The 17,903-nt window shown below is 70.5% G+C and carries 14 protein-coding genes and 1 pseudogene; 14 read left to right on the top strand and 1 reads right to left on the bottom strand.

Annotation, left to right across the window (positions count from 1 at the left end):
- Window positions 1-126: 126 nt before the first annotated feature.
- The 5 genes from OHN74_RS16110 to OHN74_RS16090 all read left to right on the top strand — a co-directional run bounded on the left by OHN74_RS16110 (window position 127) and on the right by OHN74_RS16090 (window position 6,354).
- Window positions 127-648: a sigma-70 family RNA polymerase sigma factor gene (locus tag OHN74_RS16110; RefSeq protein ID WP_044471680.1), complete on the top strand. Its 522-nt coding sequence runs from the start codon at window positions 127-129 to the stop codon at window positions 646-648.
- A gap of 47 nt (window positions 649-695) precedes the next feature.
- Entirely contained in the window at window positions 696-1,481 is a 786-nt protein-coding gene (locus OHN74_RS16105) for an anti-sigma factor family protein (protein WP_327695245.1), read from the top strand.
- Between the two features lie 160 nt (window positions 1,482-1,641).
- On the top strand, window positions 1,642-3,963 hold the full coding sequence (locus OHN74_RS16100) for a HelD family protein (RefSeq protein ID WP_327695244.1): 2,322 nt from the start codon (window positions 1,642-1,644) through the stop codon (window positions 3,961-3,963).
- A 345-nt stretch (window positions 3,964-4,308) separates the two neighbouring features.
- On the top strand, window positions 4,309-5,718 hold the full coding sequence (locus OHN74_RS16095) for an NAD-dependent malic enzyme (protein WP_327695243.1): 1,410 nt from the start codon (window positions 4,309-4,311) through the stop codon (window positions 5,716-5,718).
- Between the two features lie 354 nt (window positions 5,719-6,072).
- Window positions 6,073-6,354 (top strand): HU family DNA-binding protein, encoded by a 282-nt coding sequence (locus tag OHN74_RS16090; protein WP_161701580.1) that lies wholly within the window; start codon window positions 6,073-6,075, stop codon window positions 6,352-6,354.
- 303 nt (window positions 6,355-6,657) lie between these two features.
- Here the strand turns inward: OHN74_RS16090 and murA are convergent, their stop codons facing one another.
- Window positions 6,658-8,004, bottom strand: a complete 1,347-nt coding sequence (gene murA, locus OHN74_RS16085) for a UDP-N-acetylglucosamine 1-carboxyvinyltransferase (protein WP_327695242.1) — start codon at window positions 8,002-8,004, stop codon at window positions 6,658-6,660.
- 302 nt (window positions 8,005-8,306) lie between these two features.
- Between murA and OHN74_RS16080 the strand changes: the two genes are divergently transcribed.
- The 9 genes and pseudogenes from OHN74_RS16080 (at window position 8,307) to OHN74_RS16040 (ending at window position 17,837) form a co-directional block, all read left to right on the top strand.
- The gene (locus tag OHN74_RS16080) at window positions 8,307-8,879 is read left to right on the top strand and encodes a YqgE/AlgH family protein (protein ID WP_327695241.1); all 573 of its coding nucleotides are present in this window, start codon (window positions 8,307-8,309) and stop codon (window positions 8,877-8,879) included.
- 29 nt (window positions 8,880-8,908) lie between these two features.
- Complete coding sequence (locus tag OHN74_RS16075) at window positions 8,909-9,205, top strand: DUF3039 domain-containing protein (RefSeq protein WP_053741615.1); 297 nt, start codon at window positions 8,909-8,911, stop codon at window positions 9,203-9,205.
- A 303-nt stretch (window positions 9,206-9,508) separates the two neighbouring features.
- Window positions 9,509-10,669, top strand: a complete 1,161-nt coding sequence (locus tag OHN74_RS16070) for an RNA-guided endonuclease InsQ/TnpB family protein (protein ID WP_327700153.1) — start codon at window positions 9,509-9,511, stop codon at window positions 10,667-10,669.
- Window positions 10,662-10,841: pseudogene (locus OHN74_RS16065) on the top strand (carbohydrate ABC transporter permease); the annotation flags it as partial. The gene OHN74_RS16070 and the pseudogene OHN74_RS16065, both read left to right, overlap by 8 nt.
- Window positions 10,842-10,851: 10 nt before the next feature.
- Complete coding sequence (locus OHN74_RS16060) at window positions 10,852-12,498, top strand: beta-N-acetylhexosaminidase (protein WP_327700152.1); 1,647 nt, start codon at window positions 10,852-10,854, stop codon at window positions 12,496-12,498.
- Window positions 12,499-12,743: 245 nt separating this feature from the next.
- Window positions 12,744-13,637, top strand: a complete 894-nt coding sequence (locus tag OHN74_RS16055) for an FAD binding domain-containing protein (RefSeq protein WP_327695240.1) — start codon at window positions 12,744-12,746, stop codon at window positions 13,635-13,637.
- Window positions 13,634-15,346 carry a 2Fe-2S iron-sulfur cluster-binding protein gene (locus OHN74_RS16050; RefSeq protein ID WP_443060398.1) on the top strand — a complete coding sequence of 571 codons (1,713 nt, stop codon included), beginning with the start codon at window positions 13,634-13,636 and terminating at the stop codon, window positions 15,344-15,346. Before OHN74_RS16055 ends, OHN74_RS16050 begins: the two co-directional genes overlap by 4 nt.
- Window positions 15,343-17,661: a xanthine dehydrogenase family protein molybdopterin-binding subunit gene (locus tag OHN74_RS16045; protein WP_327695239.1), complete on the top strand. Its 2,319-nt coding sequence runs from the start codon at window positions 15,343-15,345 to the stop codon at window positions 17,659-17,661. Before OHN74_RS16050 ends, OHN74_RS16045 begins: the two co-directional genes overlap by 4 nt.
- A complete protein-coding gene (locus tag OHN74_RS16040; RefSeq protein WP_327695238.1) occupies window positions 17,658-17,837 on the top strand; it encodes a hypothetical protein in 180 nt (59 codons plus the stop codon). Before OHN74_RS16045 ends, OHN74_RS16040 begins: the two co-directional genes overlap by 4 nt.
- Window positions 17,838-17,903: the final 66 nt, after the last annotated feature.

Below are 17,903 nucleotides of genomic sequence, written 5' to 3'. Positions count from 1 at the left end.
ACATCCCGCATGCCACTTCCGTACCTGGGGGGGAGCGACCGACCGGGAGAACCCGGGACAGCGGAGGTGGGCGTGCGCAAGTATTCCGTCGTGGCCAATGAACAAGCACCGAGGGCCCGACATCGCATGTCCCAGCCCTCGGAACCCGACGAGGACTTGATGCGTGCGCTGTACCGAGAGCACGCAGGGCCCCTGCTGGCATACGTCCTCAGGCTGGTCGCCGGTGACCGGCAGCGAGCCGAGGACGTCGTGCAGGAGACGCTGATCCGTGCCTGGAAGAACGCCGGTCAGCTCAATCGGGCAACCGGTTCGGTACGCCCCTGGCTGGTGACGGTCGCCCGGCGCATCGTCATCGACGGCCACCGCAGCCGGCAGGCCCGGCCGCAGGAGGTGGACCCGTCGCCGCTGGAGGTAATCCCCGCGGAGGACGAGATCGACAAGGCGTTGTGGCTGATGACGTTGTCGGACGCGCTGGACGACCTGACCCCTGCCCACCGGGAGGTCCTGGTCGAGACCTATTTCAAGGGGCGTACCGTGAACGAAGCCGCCGAAACGCTGGGCATACCCAGCGGAACGGTGCGCTCACGGGTCTTCTATGCCCTGCGTTCGATGAAGCTCGCACTGGAGGAGCGGGGGGTGACGGCATGAGCATTTACGGGGGGTTCGGAGCGGGTAGTCCTGGTTCCATGCGAGGAATGCAGGGTTCCCAAGGCCCGAACGAACACGAAACCGTAGGCGCCTACGCCCTCGGCATCCTCGACGACGCGGAGGCCACGGCCTTCGAGGCACACCTCGCCGGTTGCGAGTGGTGCGCCCAGCAGCTCGACGAGCTGGCCGGGATGGAACCGATGCTGGCCGCTCTCGCGGACCTGCCCGGTGCCCAGGGATCTCCCGCCATCGGCGAGTCGCTGTCCGCCCGCCCGAGCCCACAGCTCGCGACGCGGCTGGTCGACGAGGTCGCGGAACGGCGTGCGAGCAAGCGTCGGCGCAGCTTCTACATGGTGGCCGCCGCGGCGGCCCTCATCATCGGCGGCCCGACCGCGGTGTTCGCCACGACCGGCGGCGAAACCGCCAGCCAGGCCACTCCGTCGCCGACCGTGACGACGACGAAGGTCACCGGCTCCGCCAAGGACGCCTTCGGTCTCATGGACGACCGGGTCTCCGCCACCGACCCCAGCACCAAGGTCACCGCGACCGTGGCGACGCAGTCGAAGGCCTGGGGCGTCAGCGCGGTCCTGGAGCTGGGTGGCGTCAAGGGCCCGCTGAAGTGCTCCCTGATCGCCGTCGGCAAGGACGGCTCGCGCGAGACGATGTCCAACTGGTCAGTCCCGACGGCCGGTTACGGCATCAAGGACGCCACGACCGAAGCGGCCCGCAACCCGCTCTTCATCCATGGAGGAACGGCCTTCAGCACCGACGAGATCGACCACTACGAGGTTGTCGACTCCACCGGCAAGAAGCTCGTCGAGGTCGACGCCTGACCCTCCACCACCCGTTCCACCCCTGTTTCACCATCGCTCCGTGACCGCCCCAGGACGCCTCGTACGAAGACTCGTACGGTGTCCTGGGGCGGACTCGTAGCATCAGGGCCTCTTTTTCGCGTACGGTTGACGGCTGCCCAGCACGTCAGAAGGGGGCCCGGTGGCCGCTCAGGCTCAGCAGGAAACGGCGCTCGTACCGGTCGAGGACTCCTCAGTACAGGACTCCGTCCGCGACCGCGAGATCAGCGTCGAACAGGAACACCTGGACCGGGTGTACCGGCGTCTTGAGGAGAAGATCAACGAGGCCGAGTTCCTCATGCACGACGCGGCCAAACGAGGCCAGGTCGGCACCCCGGGCGCGCTCGCCGAACGGGACGCCCAGGTGTTCCGCGCCGGCATCCACCTCAACAGGCTGAACAACGAGTTCGAGGACTTCCTCTTCGGCCGTATCGACCTGCTGCGGGGCATGGACGGCAAGAAGGGCCCGGACGGCGCCTACACGGCCGTGGAGGCCGCGGAAGGGGCCGTCAGCCCCGACGGCACCGCCGACATCGCCGAGACCCTCCACATCGGCCGTATCGGCGTCCTCGACGAGGACTACTCGCCCCTCGTCATCGACTGGCGCGCACCCGCAGCCGCGCCCTTCTACCGCTCCACCCCGGTCGACCCGGGCCGGGTGGTCCGCCGCCGCGTCATCCGCTCCAAGGGCCGGCGGGTCCTCGGCGTCGAGGACGACCTGATGCGCCCCGAGCTGAAGGCGTCCCTGGACGGCCGGGAGCTCGCGGTGATCGGCGACGGCGCACTGATGGCCGCCCTCGGCCAGGCCCGCAGCCACACCATGCGGGACATCGTGTCGTCCATCCAGGCCGAACAGGACCTGGTGATCCGGGCCCCCGCCGCCTCGGTGACATACGTCGAGGGCGGCCCGGGCACCGGCAAGACGGCCGTCGCCCTGCACCGCGCCGCCTACCTGCTCTACCAGGACCGGCGCCGGTACGCGGGCGGCATCCTGATCGTCTCGCCCACGCCCTTGCTCGTGGCGTACACGGAGGGCGTCCTGCCCTCCCTCGGCGAGGAGGGCCAGGTCGCCATCCGCGCCATCGGATCCCTCGTCGACGGCGCCGAGGCCACCCTGTACGACTCCCCGGCGGTGGCCCGCGCCAAGGGCTCGTACCGCATGCTCGGGGTGCTGCGGAAGGCCGCGCGAGGCGCCCTGGAGCACAACGACCAGGCCACGTCGACCAGCCGTCTCCGGGTCGTCGCCTTCGGCCGCCGCATCGAACTGGAGGCCCCCGAGCTGGCCCGCATCCGCGAGTCGGCGCTCAGCGGCACGGCCCCGGTCAACCTGCTGCGCCCCCGCGCCCGCAGGCTTCTCCTGGACGCCCTGTGGGCCCGCTCGGGCGCCCAGAGCCGCCACACGGACCGGGAGCTGGCCGCGGAACTGCGGTCCTCCTTCGACGAGGACGTCACGAGCGAGGACGACTTCATCGCGTTCCTGGACGCCTGGTGGCCCGAACTGACCCCCGCGTCGGTCCTCGCCGCCATGTCCGACGAACGCCGTCTCGGCCGCTGGGCCCGCCGCATCCTCAACCCGGGTGAGGTCCGGCGGGTCGCCCGCGCCCTCAAGCGCGACGGCCTCTCGGTCCACGACGTGGCCATGCTGGACGAGCTGGGCGCGATCCTCGGCGCCCCGGCCCGCCCCCGCAAGAGACGCGAGGCGGACCCCCTGGACCAGCTCAGCGGCCTCGAAGAGCTGATGCCGGTACGGGAGGAGACACAGCGCGAACGGGCCGAACGGCTCGCCGAGGAACGCACCGAGTACGCCCACGTCATCGTCGACGAGGCCCAGGACCTCACCCCGATGCAGTGGCGCATGGTCGGCCGCCGAGGCCGGCACGCCACCTGGACGGTCGTCGGCGACCCGGCCCAGTCCTCCTGGTCCGACCCCGACGAGGCGGCCCAGGCCCGCGACGAGGCCCTGGGCAGCCGCCCGCGCCGCCGTTTCACCCTCACCGTCAACTACCGCAACCCGGCCGAGATCGCCGAACTGGCGGCCAAGGTCCTGGCCCTGGCGATGCCGGGCTCGGAGTCCCCCAGGGCGGTCCGCTCGACGGGCGTGGAACCGAGGTTCGTGGCTGTACGGGGTTCGCTGGCCCAGTCGGTCCGTGACGAGTCCGCCCGGCTCCTCGACCTCGTCGACGGCACGGTGGGCGTCGTCGTGGCCATGAACCGCCGCGAGGAGGCGGCCCGCTGGCTGGCGGGCCTGGGCGACCGCGTGGTGGCCCTGGGCAGCCTGGAGGCCAAGGGCCTGGAGTACGACGCCACAGTGGTCGTCTCCCCGGCGGAGATCGCCGACGAGAGCCCGGCGGGCCTGCGCGTCCTGTACGTCGCGCTGACCCGCGCCACCCAGCAGCTCACGGTCGTCTCGGCGGACCGCGACGAGCCCGATGCCCAGGGGGTACCGGACCTTCTCCGAGACTGAGGCAAAGACAGTGGCCGATGGGAATTGCCTTACGGGGATCGTTTGTTACCGTTGACGTGGCACCGGCTCGATCCAAGCCCCCGGGCCCAACCTTCGTCGCTACGAGCGACCACTTGCCGCGAGGCGAGCATGGCGGGTCGGTGCCACTGAACGCAGAAGTACGGAAGAGGTCCACGTCACCAGTGACGTGGACCTCTTCTGTTTCGTCTTCTGTTTCGTGTGTCCCGAAGAACTTATTGAGAACAAAACGTTCGCAATCGAGGCCCCGCTACCAGCTACTCCGCGGTAGGTGCGACGATCGGACGGCAAACCAAGCATCAGGGTGAAAGCAGAAGGAAGTCGGCCATGGCAACGGCGCCCAGCGTCTCCTACTCGATCACGGTCCGGTTGGAGGTGCCCGCGAGCGGAACCGCGGTCTCTCAGATCACCACCGCCGTGGAGTCCTCCGGAGGCTCGGTGACCGGCCTCGACGTCACCGCTTCCGGCCACGAACTGCTCCGCATCGACGTCACCATCGCGGCGACGTCGACCGCGCACGCCGACGAGATCGTGCAGAAGCTCCGCGGCATCGAGGGCGTCAGCCTCGGCAAGGTCTCGGACCGTACGTTCCTCATGCACCTCGGTGGCAAGATCGAGATGGCGTCCAAGCACCCCATCCGCAACCGTGACGACCTCTCGATGATCTACACCCCGGGCGTGGCCCGTGTGTGCATGGCGATCGCCGAGAACCCCGAGGACGCCCGCCGCCTCACCATCAAGCGCAACACCGTCGCGGTCGTGACGGACGGCTCGGCCGTCCTGGGCCTCGGCAACATCGGCCCGATGGCCGCCATGCCGGTCATGGAGGGCAAGGCGGCCCTCTTCAAGCGCTTCGCCGACATCGACGCCTGGCCGCTGTGCCTGGACACCCAGGACACCGACGAGATCGTCGCGATCGTCAAGGCGATCGCCCCGGGCTTCGCCGGCATCAACCTCGAGGACATCTCGGCCCCGCGTTGCTTCGAGATCGAGGCCCGCCTCCGCGAGGCCCTGGACATCCCCGTCTTCCACGACGACCAGCACGGCACCGCGATCGTCGTCCTCGCCGCCCTCACCAACGCCCTGCGCGTCACGGGCAAGGCGATCGGTGACATCCGGGTCGTCATGTCCGGCGCCGGCGCGGCCGGTACGGCCATCCTCAAGCTGCTGATCGCGGCCGGCGTCAAGCAGGCGGTCGTCGCCGACATCCAGGGCGTCGTCCACGCGGACCGCGCGGACCTGGTGAACGCGGCCCCGGACTCCCCGCTGCGCTGGATCGCCGACAACACCAACCTGGAGGGCCTCACCGGCACCCTCAAGGAGGCCGTGCGCGGCGCCGACGTCTTCATCGGTGTCTCGGCCCCGAACGTCCTCGACGGCGACGACGTGGCCGCGATGGCGGAGGGCGCGATTGTGTTCGCACTTGCGAACCCCGACCCTGAGGTCGACCCGACGATCGCCCGTCAGACGGCCGCTGTCGTGGCCACCGGCCGCTCGGACTTCCCGAACCAGATCAACAACGTGCTGGTCTTCCCGGGCGTCTTCCGCGGTCTCCTGGACGCGCAGTCCCGCACGGTCAACACCGAGATGATGCTCGCGGCGGCGACCGCACTCGCGAACGTCGTCACCGAGGACGAGCTGAACCCGAACTACATCGTGCCGAGCGTCTTCAACGACAAGGTCGCGGGCGCGGTGGCGGGTGCGGTGCGGGAAGCCGCGAAGGCGGCGGCCGAGTAGTTCCCGGTTCCCGGTGCCGTATATGTGACGGTTACCACGGGCCCTCGTACCGGCGCGTCGGGGGCGTCCTGCCCCCGGGCGGCTCTAGGGTGGCGGCCAGGTTCAGCCTGTCGGCCCCGGCCGCTCACGCTGTCCGTGTGACTCCCAAGGGTGTTCGTGTGACTCCCCAGGGGCGCCGGATTGGCTTTCCCGCCGCAGGTGGGGGCAGGATGCGTCTTCGGGCGTGAGGGTCCGACGGCGGACCCGGGTCCGGGGACCCACCGAGGACCCTGGCAGCATCGGCTTCGCTGTGCCCCCCATGTGGCTCCGCCGCGGGGCACGCCTCAACAGCAAGAAGAACACGGGAGTAACAACATGAACCGCAGTGAGCTGGTGGCCGCGCTGGCCGACCGCGCCGAGGTCACCCGCAAGGACGCCGACGCCGTTCTGGCCGCGTTCGCCGAGACCGTCGGTGAGATCGTCGCCAAGGGCGACGAGAAGGTCACCATCCCCGGCTTCCTGACCTTCGAGCGCACCCACCGTGCCGCTCGCACCGCGCGCAACCCGCAGACGGGCGAGCCGATCGACATCCCCGCCGGCTACAGCGTCAAGGTCTCCGCGGGCTCCAAGCTCAAGGAAGCCGCCAAGGGTAAGTAAGGGCGCCTGTTCGCCGTCATGGCTTGGCGCCGTGGGCGACTGCGGGGCCGTCGTGGCTGGTCGCGCAGTTCCCCGCGCCCCTTCAGGGCGCTGCAGTTGACGCCGATGGGCGGTCACCCAAATCGGGGTGACCGCCCATCGGCGTTCGTACGACCGGTGGTCAGCCGAGTGCCTTGCCCGGTAGTTCCACCTTCGCGCCCAGCTCCACGAGCTTCTCCATGCTGTGTCTTCCCGGGGATAACCCCCGGACCCCCAGCCGAGACCCGGAACGGGCCTGGGCGGGAGTGGAGAGAGGGCCGGTGGTCAGCCGAGTGCCTTGCCCGGTAGTTCCACCTTCGCGCCCAGCTCCACGAGCTTCTCCATGAAGTTCTCGTAGCCCCGGTTGATCAGGTCGATGCCGTGCACCCTGGACGTCCCCTGGGCGGCCAGGGCCGCGATGAGGTACGAGAAGCCGCCCCGGAGGTCCGGGATGACCAGGTCGGCGCCCTGGAGGCGCGTGGGGCCCGACACGACGGCCGAATGGAGGAAGTTGCGCTGCCCGAAGCGGCAGTGGGAGCCGCCGAGGCACTCGCGGTAGAGCTGGATGTGTGCGCCCATCTGGTTGAGCGCGGAGGTGAAACCGAGGCGGGACTCGTACACCGTCTCGTGGACGATGGACAGGCCGGTCGCCTGCGTCAGCGCGACCACCAGGGGCTGCTGCCAGTCGGTCTGGAAACCGGGGTGTACGTCCGTCTCCAGCGCGATCGACTTCAGCTGGCCGCCGGGGTGCCAGAAGCGGATGCCCTCGTCGTCGATCTCGAAGGCACCGCCCACCTTCCGGTAGGTGTTCAGGAACGTCATCATCGACCGCTGCTGGGCGCCGCGGACATAGATGTTGCCCTCGGTCGCCAGCGCCGCCGACGCCCACGACGCGGCCTCCAGACGGTCCGGGAGGGCCGCGTGGGTGTAGCCGCCGAGCGAGTCCACGCCGGTGACCCGGATGGTGCGGTCGGTGTCCATGGCGATGATCGCGCCCATCTTCTGCAGTACGCAGATGAGGTCCTCGATCTCGGGCTCCACGGCCGCGTTGGACAGTTCGGTGACGCCCTCCGCCAGCACCGCGGTCAGCAGGACCTGCTCGGTCGCGCCCACGGACGGGTACGGCAGTGCGATCTTCGTACCGCGCAGCCGCTGTGGAGCCTCCAGGTACTGCCCGTCCGCCCGCTTCTCGATCGTCGCGCCGAACTGGCGCAGCACCTCGAAGTGGAAGTCGATGGGCCGGCCGCCGATGTCGCAGCCGCCGAGCCCCGGGATGAACGCGTGCCCGAGACGGTGCAGCAGCGGACCACAGAGGAGGATCGGGATACGGCTCGACCCCGCGTGCGCGTCGATGTCGGCGACGTTGGCGCTCTCCACGTGCGACGGGTCCATGATCAGCTCGCCGGGCTCCTCGCCCGGACGGACCGTCACCCCGTGCAGCTGGAGCAGCCCGCGCACGACACGGACGTCACGGATGTCGGGGACATTGCGCAGTCGACTTGGCGCACTGCCCAGCAGGGCGGCGACCATGGCCTTCGGTACGAGGTTCTTCGCACCGCGGACACGGATCTCGCCCTCCAGCGGGGTGCCGCCGTGGACAATCAGTACGTCGTCTGTGCCGTTGACCGTCATGTATCTCGCGTTCCGATGAGTTGGGCGGGGGGTGTTGGCGGGCCCGTCGTGCAGGACGCGGTCGTACAGGCACGCGCAGGAGCCAGGGAGCAAGGGTAATCGCCGCACACCCCCCTTCTGTAAGCCCAAGCGCCGCTCAGCCGTGTCATAGGTTTGCCACAACACGAACCGTTCGCCGCCGGGCACATGGGGTCACCGGCGCGAGCGCGCGCCCGCTCCGCCCCTCCACGCCCTGACCTGCCTTCACCCCGGTACCCCGATTGGCTCCCCGCAAAGGGGGAAGATGCGGGATCATGTCTGGCATGACCGAGGTGTCCTCGCTCACAGGGCGACTGCTCGTGGCCACGCCCGCCCTGGCGGACCCGAACTTCGACCGCGCGGTCGTGCTCCTTCTCGACCACGACCAGAAGGGTTCCCTCGGTGTCGTCCTCAACCGTCCGACCCCGGTGGACGTCGGGGACATCCTGGAGGGCTGGGCGGAACTCGCGGGTGAACCGGGGGTCGTCTTCCAGGGCGGCCCGGTGGCCCTCGACTCGGCACTCGGCGTCGCGGTCATCCCCGGCGGCGTGTCCGGCGAGCGCACCCCTCTCGGCTGGCGGCGCGTGCACGGCGCGATCGGCGTCGTCGACCTGGAAGCACCGCCGGAGCTGCTCGCGAAGGCGCTCGGGTCACTGCGCATCTTCGCCGGGTACGCGGGCTGGGGCCCGGGGCAGCTTGAGGCCGAGCTGACGGACGGCGCCTGGTACGTCGTCGAGTCGGAACCCGGAGACGTCTCCTGCCCGTCCCCGGAACGCCTGTGGCGCGAGGTTCTCAGGCGCCAGCGCAGCGAACTGGCGATGGTCGCGACGTATCCGGACGACCCTTCGCTGAACTGAGGGGTGTGACCTTCAGTACCCTTGCGGTTATGAGCACTCTTGAACCTGAGACCCAGCCCCAGCGCGGGACTGGTACGGGGACCCTCGTCGAACCGGCGCCGCAGACCTCGCACGGCGACGGCGACCACGAGCGCTTCGCCCACTACGTCCAGAAGGACAAGATCATGGCGAGCGCCCTCGACGGGACTCCTGTCGTGGCGCTGTGCGGCAAGGTCTGGGTACCGGGCCGCGACCCGAAGAAGTACCCGGTGTGTCCCATGTGCAAGGAGATCTACGAGTCCATGGGCTCCGGCGGCGACGAGGGCAAGGGCGACGGCAAGAAGTAGGCCGCGCCGGCCGGTGGTTCAGTAGTCGCAGAGGTCCCGGGTGCGTTTTGCGCGCCCTGGGGACCTCTGTGCTGTCTGGCGCTGCACGGGATGCGTCGGCCGGTCACAGAGCGGTGGAGACGCCGTCAAGACCCCTTGCCGTCATGTTCAGCGGAGTCCTTTCGCGGATACCCCCGGTGTCGGCCGGGGGGGAAATGGACTCCTGCGGAGCAGGGCGCGAGGCTGGGACTCTTCTCCAGATCGGATCGCAGTGCCATGACCTGCGGATTTGAACATCACATACTGCATTATTGGTTTGTGAGAATGGCTGAGGGATGTGTGAAGCGGGCGTTCAAGTACCGCTTCTGTCCGAACGATGTACAGGCAGCTGAGCTGTTGCGCACGTTCGGCTGCGTCCGCAAGGTCTGCAACCTTGCCCCTGCCGCCCGTACGGAGGCGTGGGCTACCAGGCAGGAACGGGTCAACCACAACGCCACCTCGGTGATGCTGACGGCGTGGAAGAAGACGGAGGAACTGGCGTTCCTGAGCGATGTGTCGTCGGTGCCGTTGCAGCAAACACTTCGGCACTTGCAGGCCGCGTTCACCCAGTTCTTCGGCAAGCGGGCGAGGTACCCGCGCTTCAAGTCGCGGAAGAGGTCCCGGAAGTCCGCCGAATACACCACCAGCGGGTTCCGTTTCCGTGATGGCCGTCTGACGCTGGCGAAGATGACGGACCCGCTGGAAATTGTGTGGTCGAGCCCGCTCCCGGAACAGACGACGCCGTCAACGGTGACCGTCTCGCAGGACGCGGCGGGTCGTTGGTTCGTCTCGATGTTGTGCGACGACCTCACCCTGCAGCCACTTCCGGCCGCCGATGTGGCGGTCGGGATCGATGTCGGCCCGGACCACCTACTGACCCTCTCTACCGGCTCTACCGGCGAGAAGATCACCAACCCCCGGCATGAGCGCCGTGATCGCGCCCGTCTCGCCAGGGCTCAGCGGGAGCTGTCCCGTAAGGCCAGGGGTGCTGGAACCAGCCGGGCCAAGGCGCGGCGCAAGGTCGCCAGGATCCGCGCCCGGATCGCCGATCGGCGCCGGGACACGCTCCACAAGCCCACCACTCGGCTCGTGCGTGAAAACCAAACGCTCGTGATCGAGGACCTGACTGTGCGCAACATGGTCAAGAACCACACGCTCGCCCGGGCCATCTCGGACGCGAGTCGGAGCGAGTTCCGTTCCATGCTGGAGTACAAGGCCGCCTGGTACGGGCGGGAAGTGATCGCGGTGGACCGCTTCTTCCCTTCTTCCAAGCTGTGTTCCGTCTGCGGCACCTTGCAGAAGAAGATGCCGCTCAGCCTCCGTACGTGGACGTGCGACAGCTGCGGTACGACCCATGACCGGGACTTGAACGCGGCGAACAACCCCTACGGCGCGAGCCGTAGGAATCCCCCTCGTTCACGAGAGGGAAGAAGTCAACATCAGTGACCTCTCCCAGCCGACGCTGCCGATGGCCCTGCTGGTCTTCTACAAGCCCGACGACCCGGACTGGGGCGGCGTGATGGCCGCCTCCACAGTGATGACGATTCCGGTGCTGGTGTTCTTCGTACTCGTGCAGCGCCGACTGGTGTCGGGGCTCGGTGGAGCGGTTAAGGACTGACGTGACTGACGTGACCGAACTGATCCCGGCGCCCGTGCGTGGCGTCGGCAACGCGGGTGGCTTCGTGCTCGACGAGACCACGGTGATCGACGCCGGGCCCGGTACCGAGGCGACGGCCCGCTGGCTGCGCGGTGTCCTGGGGGCGGCGACGGGCCTCTCGCTGCCGCCCGGAGCGGGGGCCGCAGGCGAGACCGTCCGGCTGCGGGTGCTGCCCGAGGACGTCGGTCACCTGGGTCCTGAGGGCTACAAGCTGTACGTCGACGGGGACGCCGTCGCCATCCACGGCGGCGGGCCGGCCGGTGTGTTCTGGGGCGCGCAGACGCTCCGTCAGCTGCTCGGCCCCGCTGCCTTCCGGCGTGCCCCTGTCACCCCTGGCCGGCAGTGGCTCGTCCCCGGCACCATCGTCGAGGACACCCCCCGATTCCGCTGGCGCGGCCTCATGCTCGACGTCGCCCGGCACTTCATGCCCAAGGAAGGCGTCCTTCGCTACCTGGACCTGATGGCGGCGCACAAACTCAACGTCTTCCACTTCCATCTGACGGACGACCAGGGCTGGCGCGTCGAGATCAAGCGGTACCCGAAGCTGACGGAGGTCGGCTCCTGGCGGGCCCGGACCAAATTCGGCCACCGAGCCTCACCGCTGTGGGAGGAGAAGCCGCACGGTGGCTTCTACACCCAGGACGACATCCGCGAGATCGTCGCCTACGCCGCCGAACGGCATATCAGTGTGGTCCCCGAAATCGACGTGCCGGGGCACTCGCAGGCCGCCATCGCCGCGTATCCGGAACTCGGCAACACCGACGTCATCGACACCACCTCCCTCTCCGTCTGGGACAACTGGGGGATCAGCCACAACGTACTCGCCCCCACTGACACCGCCCTGCGCTTCTACGAGGGCGTCTTCGAGGAAGTCCTCGACCTGTTCCCGGCGGACGCCGGCCACTTTTCGAGTTTCGTGCACATCGGCGGCGACGAGTGCGCGAAGGAGCAGTGGCGGGAGTCGCGCACCGCGCAGGCCCGCATCAAGGAACTCGGGGTCGGCGACGAGGACGGGCTCCAGTCGTGGTTCGTAAGGCACTTCGACACCTGGCTCACCGCGCACGGGCGGCGGCTCATCGGCTGGGACGAGATCCTGGAGGGCGGCCTCGCACCCGGCGCCGCCGTCTCCTCCTGGCGCGGTTACGCGGGCGGCATCACGGCCGCGCGCGCGGGTCACGACGTCGTCATGTGCCCTCAGGAGCAGGTGTACTTGGATCACCGTCAGCACGGCGGCGCCGACGAACCCGTCCCCATCGGGTACGTCCGCACCCTTGAGGATGTCTTCCGCTTCGAGCCGGTTCCAGCGGAGTTGGGCCCCGAGGAGTCGCGGCACGTCCTCGGCACGCAGGCCAACCTGTGGACCGAGGTGATGGAGGACACCGGACGCGTGGACTACCAGGCGTTCCCTCGGCTGGCCGCCTTCGCGGAGGTCGCCTGGAGCGCCCTGCCCGCGCCCGCCGAACGGGACTACGCCGGCTTCGAACGCCGGATGACCGCCCATTACGGGCGACTTGACGCCCTAGGTGTCGGTTACCGGCCGCCGGCGGGGCCGCATCCGTGGCAGCAGCGGCCAGGGGTCCTCGGACGTCCGATCGAGGGAGCGCCCCCGAACGTGTGAGGCCCCGCTGAGGCTTCACAGATGAAAACGCCCTCAACGCTCACCGATCAGTTCCAATCGGAACCGATCGGTGATGTCGTGCGAAAACGGACCATCTCGCCGATGAGGTGGGCGAATGCCTCCTAGCGGACCCCTGCGTTCGGGTCTCGCGAGAATGTGCCAGAGTTGCCACGTCCGCCCTGTCAGCACGTACCGTACGGCAACACAGGTGGGACCAGGTGGGGCAGCGGGAAGGGGCAGCCGGTTTGACCACGCACGCACCGCAGGCGGCGCAGGCCGTGACGCTGCCCGCCTCGCTGGACGAGGCCGTCGCGGCGCTCGCAGCCATGCCGGCGGCCGTCCCCGTGGCGGGCGGCACCGACCTCATGGCCACCGTCAACTCCGGGCAGCTCAGGCCCGCCGCACTCGTCGGCCTCGGCCGGATCAGCGAGATCCGCGGCTGGCAGTACCAGGACGGCCATGCCCTGCTCGGCGCCGGCCTCACCCACGCGCGGATGGGCCGCCCCGACTTCGCCGCCCTGATCCCGGCCCTGGCCGCCTCCGCGCGTGCCGCGGGCCCGCCGCAGATCCGCAACGCGGGCACCCTGGGCGGCAACATCGCCACGGCCGCCCCCACGGGGGACGCGCTGCCCGTGCTGGCCGCCCTGGAGGCGACGCTGATCATCGCGGGCCCCGGTGGCGCCCGCCGTGAGATCCCGGTGTCGCACCTGCTGGCAGGCGTCGAATTGTTGCGCGCCGGTGAACTTATCGGCTTCGTGCGCGTGCCCCTGCTGCACGCACCCCAGGTCTTCCTGAAGGCCACCGGACGGACCGGCCCCGGGCGTGCCCTCGCGTCCGTCGCACTCGTCCTCGACCCCGCCCGGCGCGGAGTCAGGTGCGCCGTCGGCGCCATAGCGCCGATGCCGCTGCGTCCCCTGGACGCCGAGCAGTGGGTCGCCCGGCTCATCGACTGGGACAACAACCGCACGATCGTCCCGGAGGCACTGGGTGCCTTCGGCGAGTACGTCGCCGCGGCCTGCATTCCCGACCCGGCCCCGGCCGAGGACGGCTCCGTACCACCGCTTCCGCCCGCGGTCCTGCACCTGCGGCGCACTGTCGCCGCGCTGGCCCGACGAGCACTGGGGAGGGCACTGTCGTGACCGACGACCAGTACGGCGACGACCAGTACGGCGACCGGCGCGGGAGTCAGCAACGGGAGCAGCACGGGGACCAGCGCGCAGAGGGCGCGCCCCGTGGCGGGGGCCGCTGGGACCCGCTGCCCCAGGGCGACTACGACGACGGTGCGACCGCCTTCGTGAAGCTCCCCGAGGGGGGCATCGACGCGTTCCTGGCCTCCGTGGACAGCCCGCTGGCCGCGCCCGGCCACGGATACGTGCCCCCGCAGATAGCGGCGGCTCCGGGTGCCGAGGACGGCTCCCCGGGCGCGTGGGGGATGCCTCCCGCGCCCCCCGGCGGCACCCAGTGGCCGGACCCGAACGCCGTGCCCCAGGAGGCGCAGCGGCACGACGGGTTCAGCTACGACCAGAGCTCCACGGGGCAGTGGGCCTTCGACCAGGGCACCGGTGCGCCGGGCGCCGCCGCTCCCGGATCCCCGGGCCGCGAGGTGACCGGGGAGTGGCGGATCCCCGTCGCCAACGGCGACCTTCCGGACGAATCGGGCGAGTTCAGCACGTCGGCGCTGGTCGAGCAGTGGGGCGGCACGCCGCCCGCCACGCTCCCCGGCGGCGCGTCCGCGCCCTGGGCGACGGAGTCACCGGCACGGCCCTGGGCGCCCGGAACCGACCCGGAGTCGCAGGCCGACCGGACGAACGGCGCGGGGACGACGTACGCGCCCGAAACGGTGCACGAAACGGACGGCGCCGGTCGTACGGCCGACGGGATCGGTCACCGGTCCGACGCCACCGGTCATGCCGTCACCGAAGCCGGTCACGCGGTCGCCGACAAGGACCAGGATCCGACCACGGTCGCCCCCGGCCCTGGCGAGGGCCCTGGCGGCCCCGCAGAGGCCGCCACGGAGCCCGACCCTGCTCCTGGGCCGGAAACCTCCCCGGAGGCCGCCGAGGAGGCCGTGGAGGGCGTGGAGGGTGAGCCGGACGCGGACCCCGAGGCATCCGGTGCCAGGGCGACCGACGAGGAACCCGCAGCAGAGCCCGACGCGGCCGATCCGGCCGACGACGCCCCCGGGCTGCCCGGCGAGGAACACCCCCTCGCCTCGTACGTGCTGCGCGTCAACGGCTCCGACCGGCCCGTCCCCGACGCCTGGATCGGCGAGTCGCTGCTCTACGTACTGCGCGAGCGCCTCGGCCTCGCCGGTGCCAAGGACGGCTGCTCCCAGGGCGAGTGCGGGGCCTGCAACGTGCAGGTGGACGGACGGCTCGTCGCCTCCTGCCTGGTGCCCGCGGTCACCGCCGCCGGCAGCGAGGTACGCACCGTGGAGGGCCTCGCCACCGACGGGCAGCCCTCGGACGTACAGCGGGCGCTCGCCAAGTGCGGGGCCGTGCAGTGCGGTTTCTGCGTCCCCGGGATGGCGATGACCGTGCACGACCTCCTGGAGGGCAACCCCGCCCCGACCGAACTGGAGACGCGCCAGGCCCTGTGCGGCAACCTGTGCCGCTGCTCCGGCTACCGGGGCGTCCTGGAGGCGGTCCGCGAGGTCGTCGCCGAACGCGAGGCGCACGCCGCCGACGCCGAGGGCGAGGACGGCGAGACACGCATCCCGCACCAGGCCGGACCGGGCGGGGGCGGCGTCAACCCCTCCGCGTTCGACGCCCCGGGCTTCGAACCCGCCCGGAACCACGACTCGCACGCCTATGACCAGACTCACGGCCAGGACGGAGGCCAGACGTGAGCAACGAAGCCGCCACCGCGACCACGGCCGCGGCGGCCGACCCCGACGCGGAGGCACTCCCGCACGGCCTCGGCGTATCGCTGCCGGCCGCCGACGCGCGCGCGAAGACGGAGGGCACGTTCCCGTACGCCGCCGACCTGTGGGCCGAGGGCCTGCTGTGGGCCGCCGTGCTGCGCTCACCGCACCCGCACGCGCGCATCCTCTCCATCGACACCACCCACGCGCGTGAGATGCCCGGCGTACGGGCCGTCGTGACGCACGAGGACGTGCCCGGGGTCGAACTGCACGGCCGCGGCAGAGCCGACCGCCCGATGTTCGCCTCAGAAGTGGTACGCCACCACGGGGAGCCCATCGCCGCAGTCGCCGCCGACCACCCGGACACCGCGCGCATGGCGGCGGCGGCCGTCATCGTCGAGTACGAAGTACTCGACCCGGTGACCGACCCCGAGCAGGCATTCGAGGCCGAACCGCTGCACCCCGACGGCAACCTGATCCGGCACATCCCGCTGCGCCACGGCGACCCGGACGCGGTCGGCGAGATCGTCGTCGAGGGCCTCTACCGGATCGGCCGCCAGGACCCGGCCCCCATCGGCGCCGAGGCGGGGCTCGCCGTACCGCGCCCCGACGGCGGTGTGGAGCTGTACCTCGCCTCCACCGACCCGCACGCGGACCGTGACGCGGCCGCCGCCTGCTACGGCCTGGAACCCGAGCGCGTGAAGGTGGTCGTCACCGGAGTCCCCGGCGCCACCGCCGACCGAGAGGACCAGGGCTTCCAGCTCCCGCTCGGCCTCCTCGCCCTGAAAACGGGCTGCCCGGTGAAACTGACGGCGACCCGCGAAGAGTCCTTCCTGGGCCACGTCCACAGACATCCCACCCTCCTGCGCTACCGCCACCACGCGGACACCGACGGCAAGCTGGTGAAGGTCGAGGCACAGATCCTGCTCGACGCGGGCGCGTACGCGGACACCTCGGGGGAGGCCCTCGCGGCGGCCGTCTCCTTCGCCTGCGGCCCCTACGTCGTCCCCAACGCCTTCATCGAGGGCTGGGCGGTGCGCACCAACAACCCGCCCTCGGGCCATGTGCGCGGCGAGGGCGCGATGCAGGTCTGCGCGGCCTACGAGGCCCAGATGGACAAGCTGGCGAAGAAGCTGGGCGTCGACCCGGCCGAGCTGCGTCTGCGCAACGCGATGGCCACGGGAGACGTGCTCCCGACCGGCCAGTCCGTCACCTGCCCGGCCCCGGTCGCCGAACTCCTCCAGGCGGTAAGGGACTTCCCGCTCCCGCCACTTCCCAAGGACACCCCCGAGGACGAGTGGCTGCTCCCGGGCGGCCCCGAGGGCGCGGGTGAACCGGGCGCCGTCCGGCGCGGTGTCGGCTACGGACTGGGCATGGTCCACATGCTCGGTGCCGAGGGCGCCGACGAGGTCTCGACGGCCACCGTCAAGGTCCACGACGGCATCGCCACGGTCCTGTGCGCGGCCGTGGAGACAGGCCAGGGCTTCACCACCCTGGCCCGCCAGATCGTCCAGGAGACGCTCGGTATCGACGAGGTCCACGTGGCCCCGGTCGACACCGACCAGCCCCCGGCCGGCCCGGGCGCCCGAGGCCGCCACACCTGGGTGTCGGGCGGCGCGGTGGAACGGGCCGCGAAAATGGTCCGCACCCAGCTCCTCCAGCCCCTGGCGCACAAGTTCGGCATGTCCACGGAACTGCTCCAGATCACCGACGGCAAGATCACTTCGTACGACGGCGTCCTGTCGACCACGGTGACGGAGGCGATGGACGGCAAGGAACTCTGGGCCACGGCCCAGTGCCGCCCCCACCCCACGGAACCGCTCGACGAGGCAGGCCAGGGCGACGCCTTCGTGGGCCTCGCGTTCTGCGCGATCCGCGCGGTGGTGGACGTCGACATCGAGCTCGGCTCGGTGCGTGTGGTGGAACTGGCGCTCGCCCAGGACGTCGGCCGCGTGCTGAACCCCGCCCAGCTGGCGGCCCGTATCGAGGCGGGCGTCACCCAGGGCGTCGGCATCGCGCTCACGGAGAACCTGCGCTCCGCGCGCGGGCTGATCCGCCACCCCGACCTCACGGGCTACGCACTCCCGACCGCCCTGGACGCCCCGGACATCCACATCGTCAAGCTGGTCGAGGAACGGGACGTGGTCGCCCCCTTCGGCGCGAAGGCGGCGAGCGCGGTACCGGTGGTGACGTCCCCGGCGGCCATCGCCTCGGCGGTACGCGCGGCGACCGGCCGCCCGGTGAACCGCCTGCCGATCCGCCCGCAGGCGGCGGTGGTGACAGTGACGGCGACGTCATGACGAATCCGAATCCGTATCCGTATTCGGACGAGACACCGACTCCGAATCCGACTCCGATGTCGGAGGAGCCGCAGCGCTACGAGCCCGGGCCGACGCCCGGCAAGGTGCTGGCGTGGGTGCTGCTGTTCCTGGTGGCGGCGGTCGTGGTCGTCGTGGGTGGCGTGTACTTCGGCTGAGGGCTGGGTCGACGGCTGGATTTGGGTCTCCGTCGCAGGTCAGGGGCCGTTGTCAGTGGTGCCGCG

The organism is Streptomyces sp. NBC_00459, assembly GCF_036013955.1.
In the GTDB taxonomy this organism is placed as follows: Bacteria; Actinomycetota; Actinomycetes; order Streptomycetales; family Streptomycetaceae; genus Streptomyces.
The sequence above is the reverse complement of the archived record's forward strand: the minus strand, read 5'-3'. Positions and strand labels throughout refer to the sequence as shown.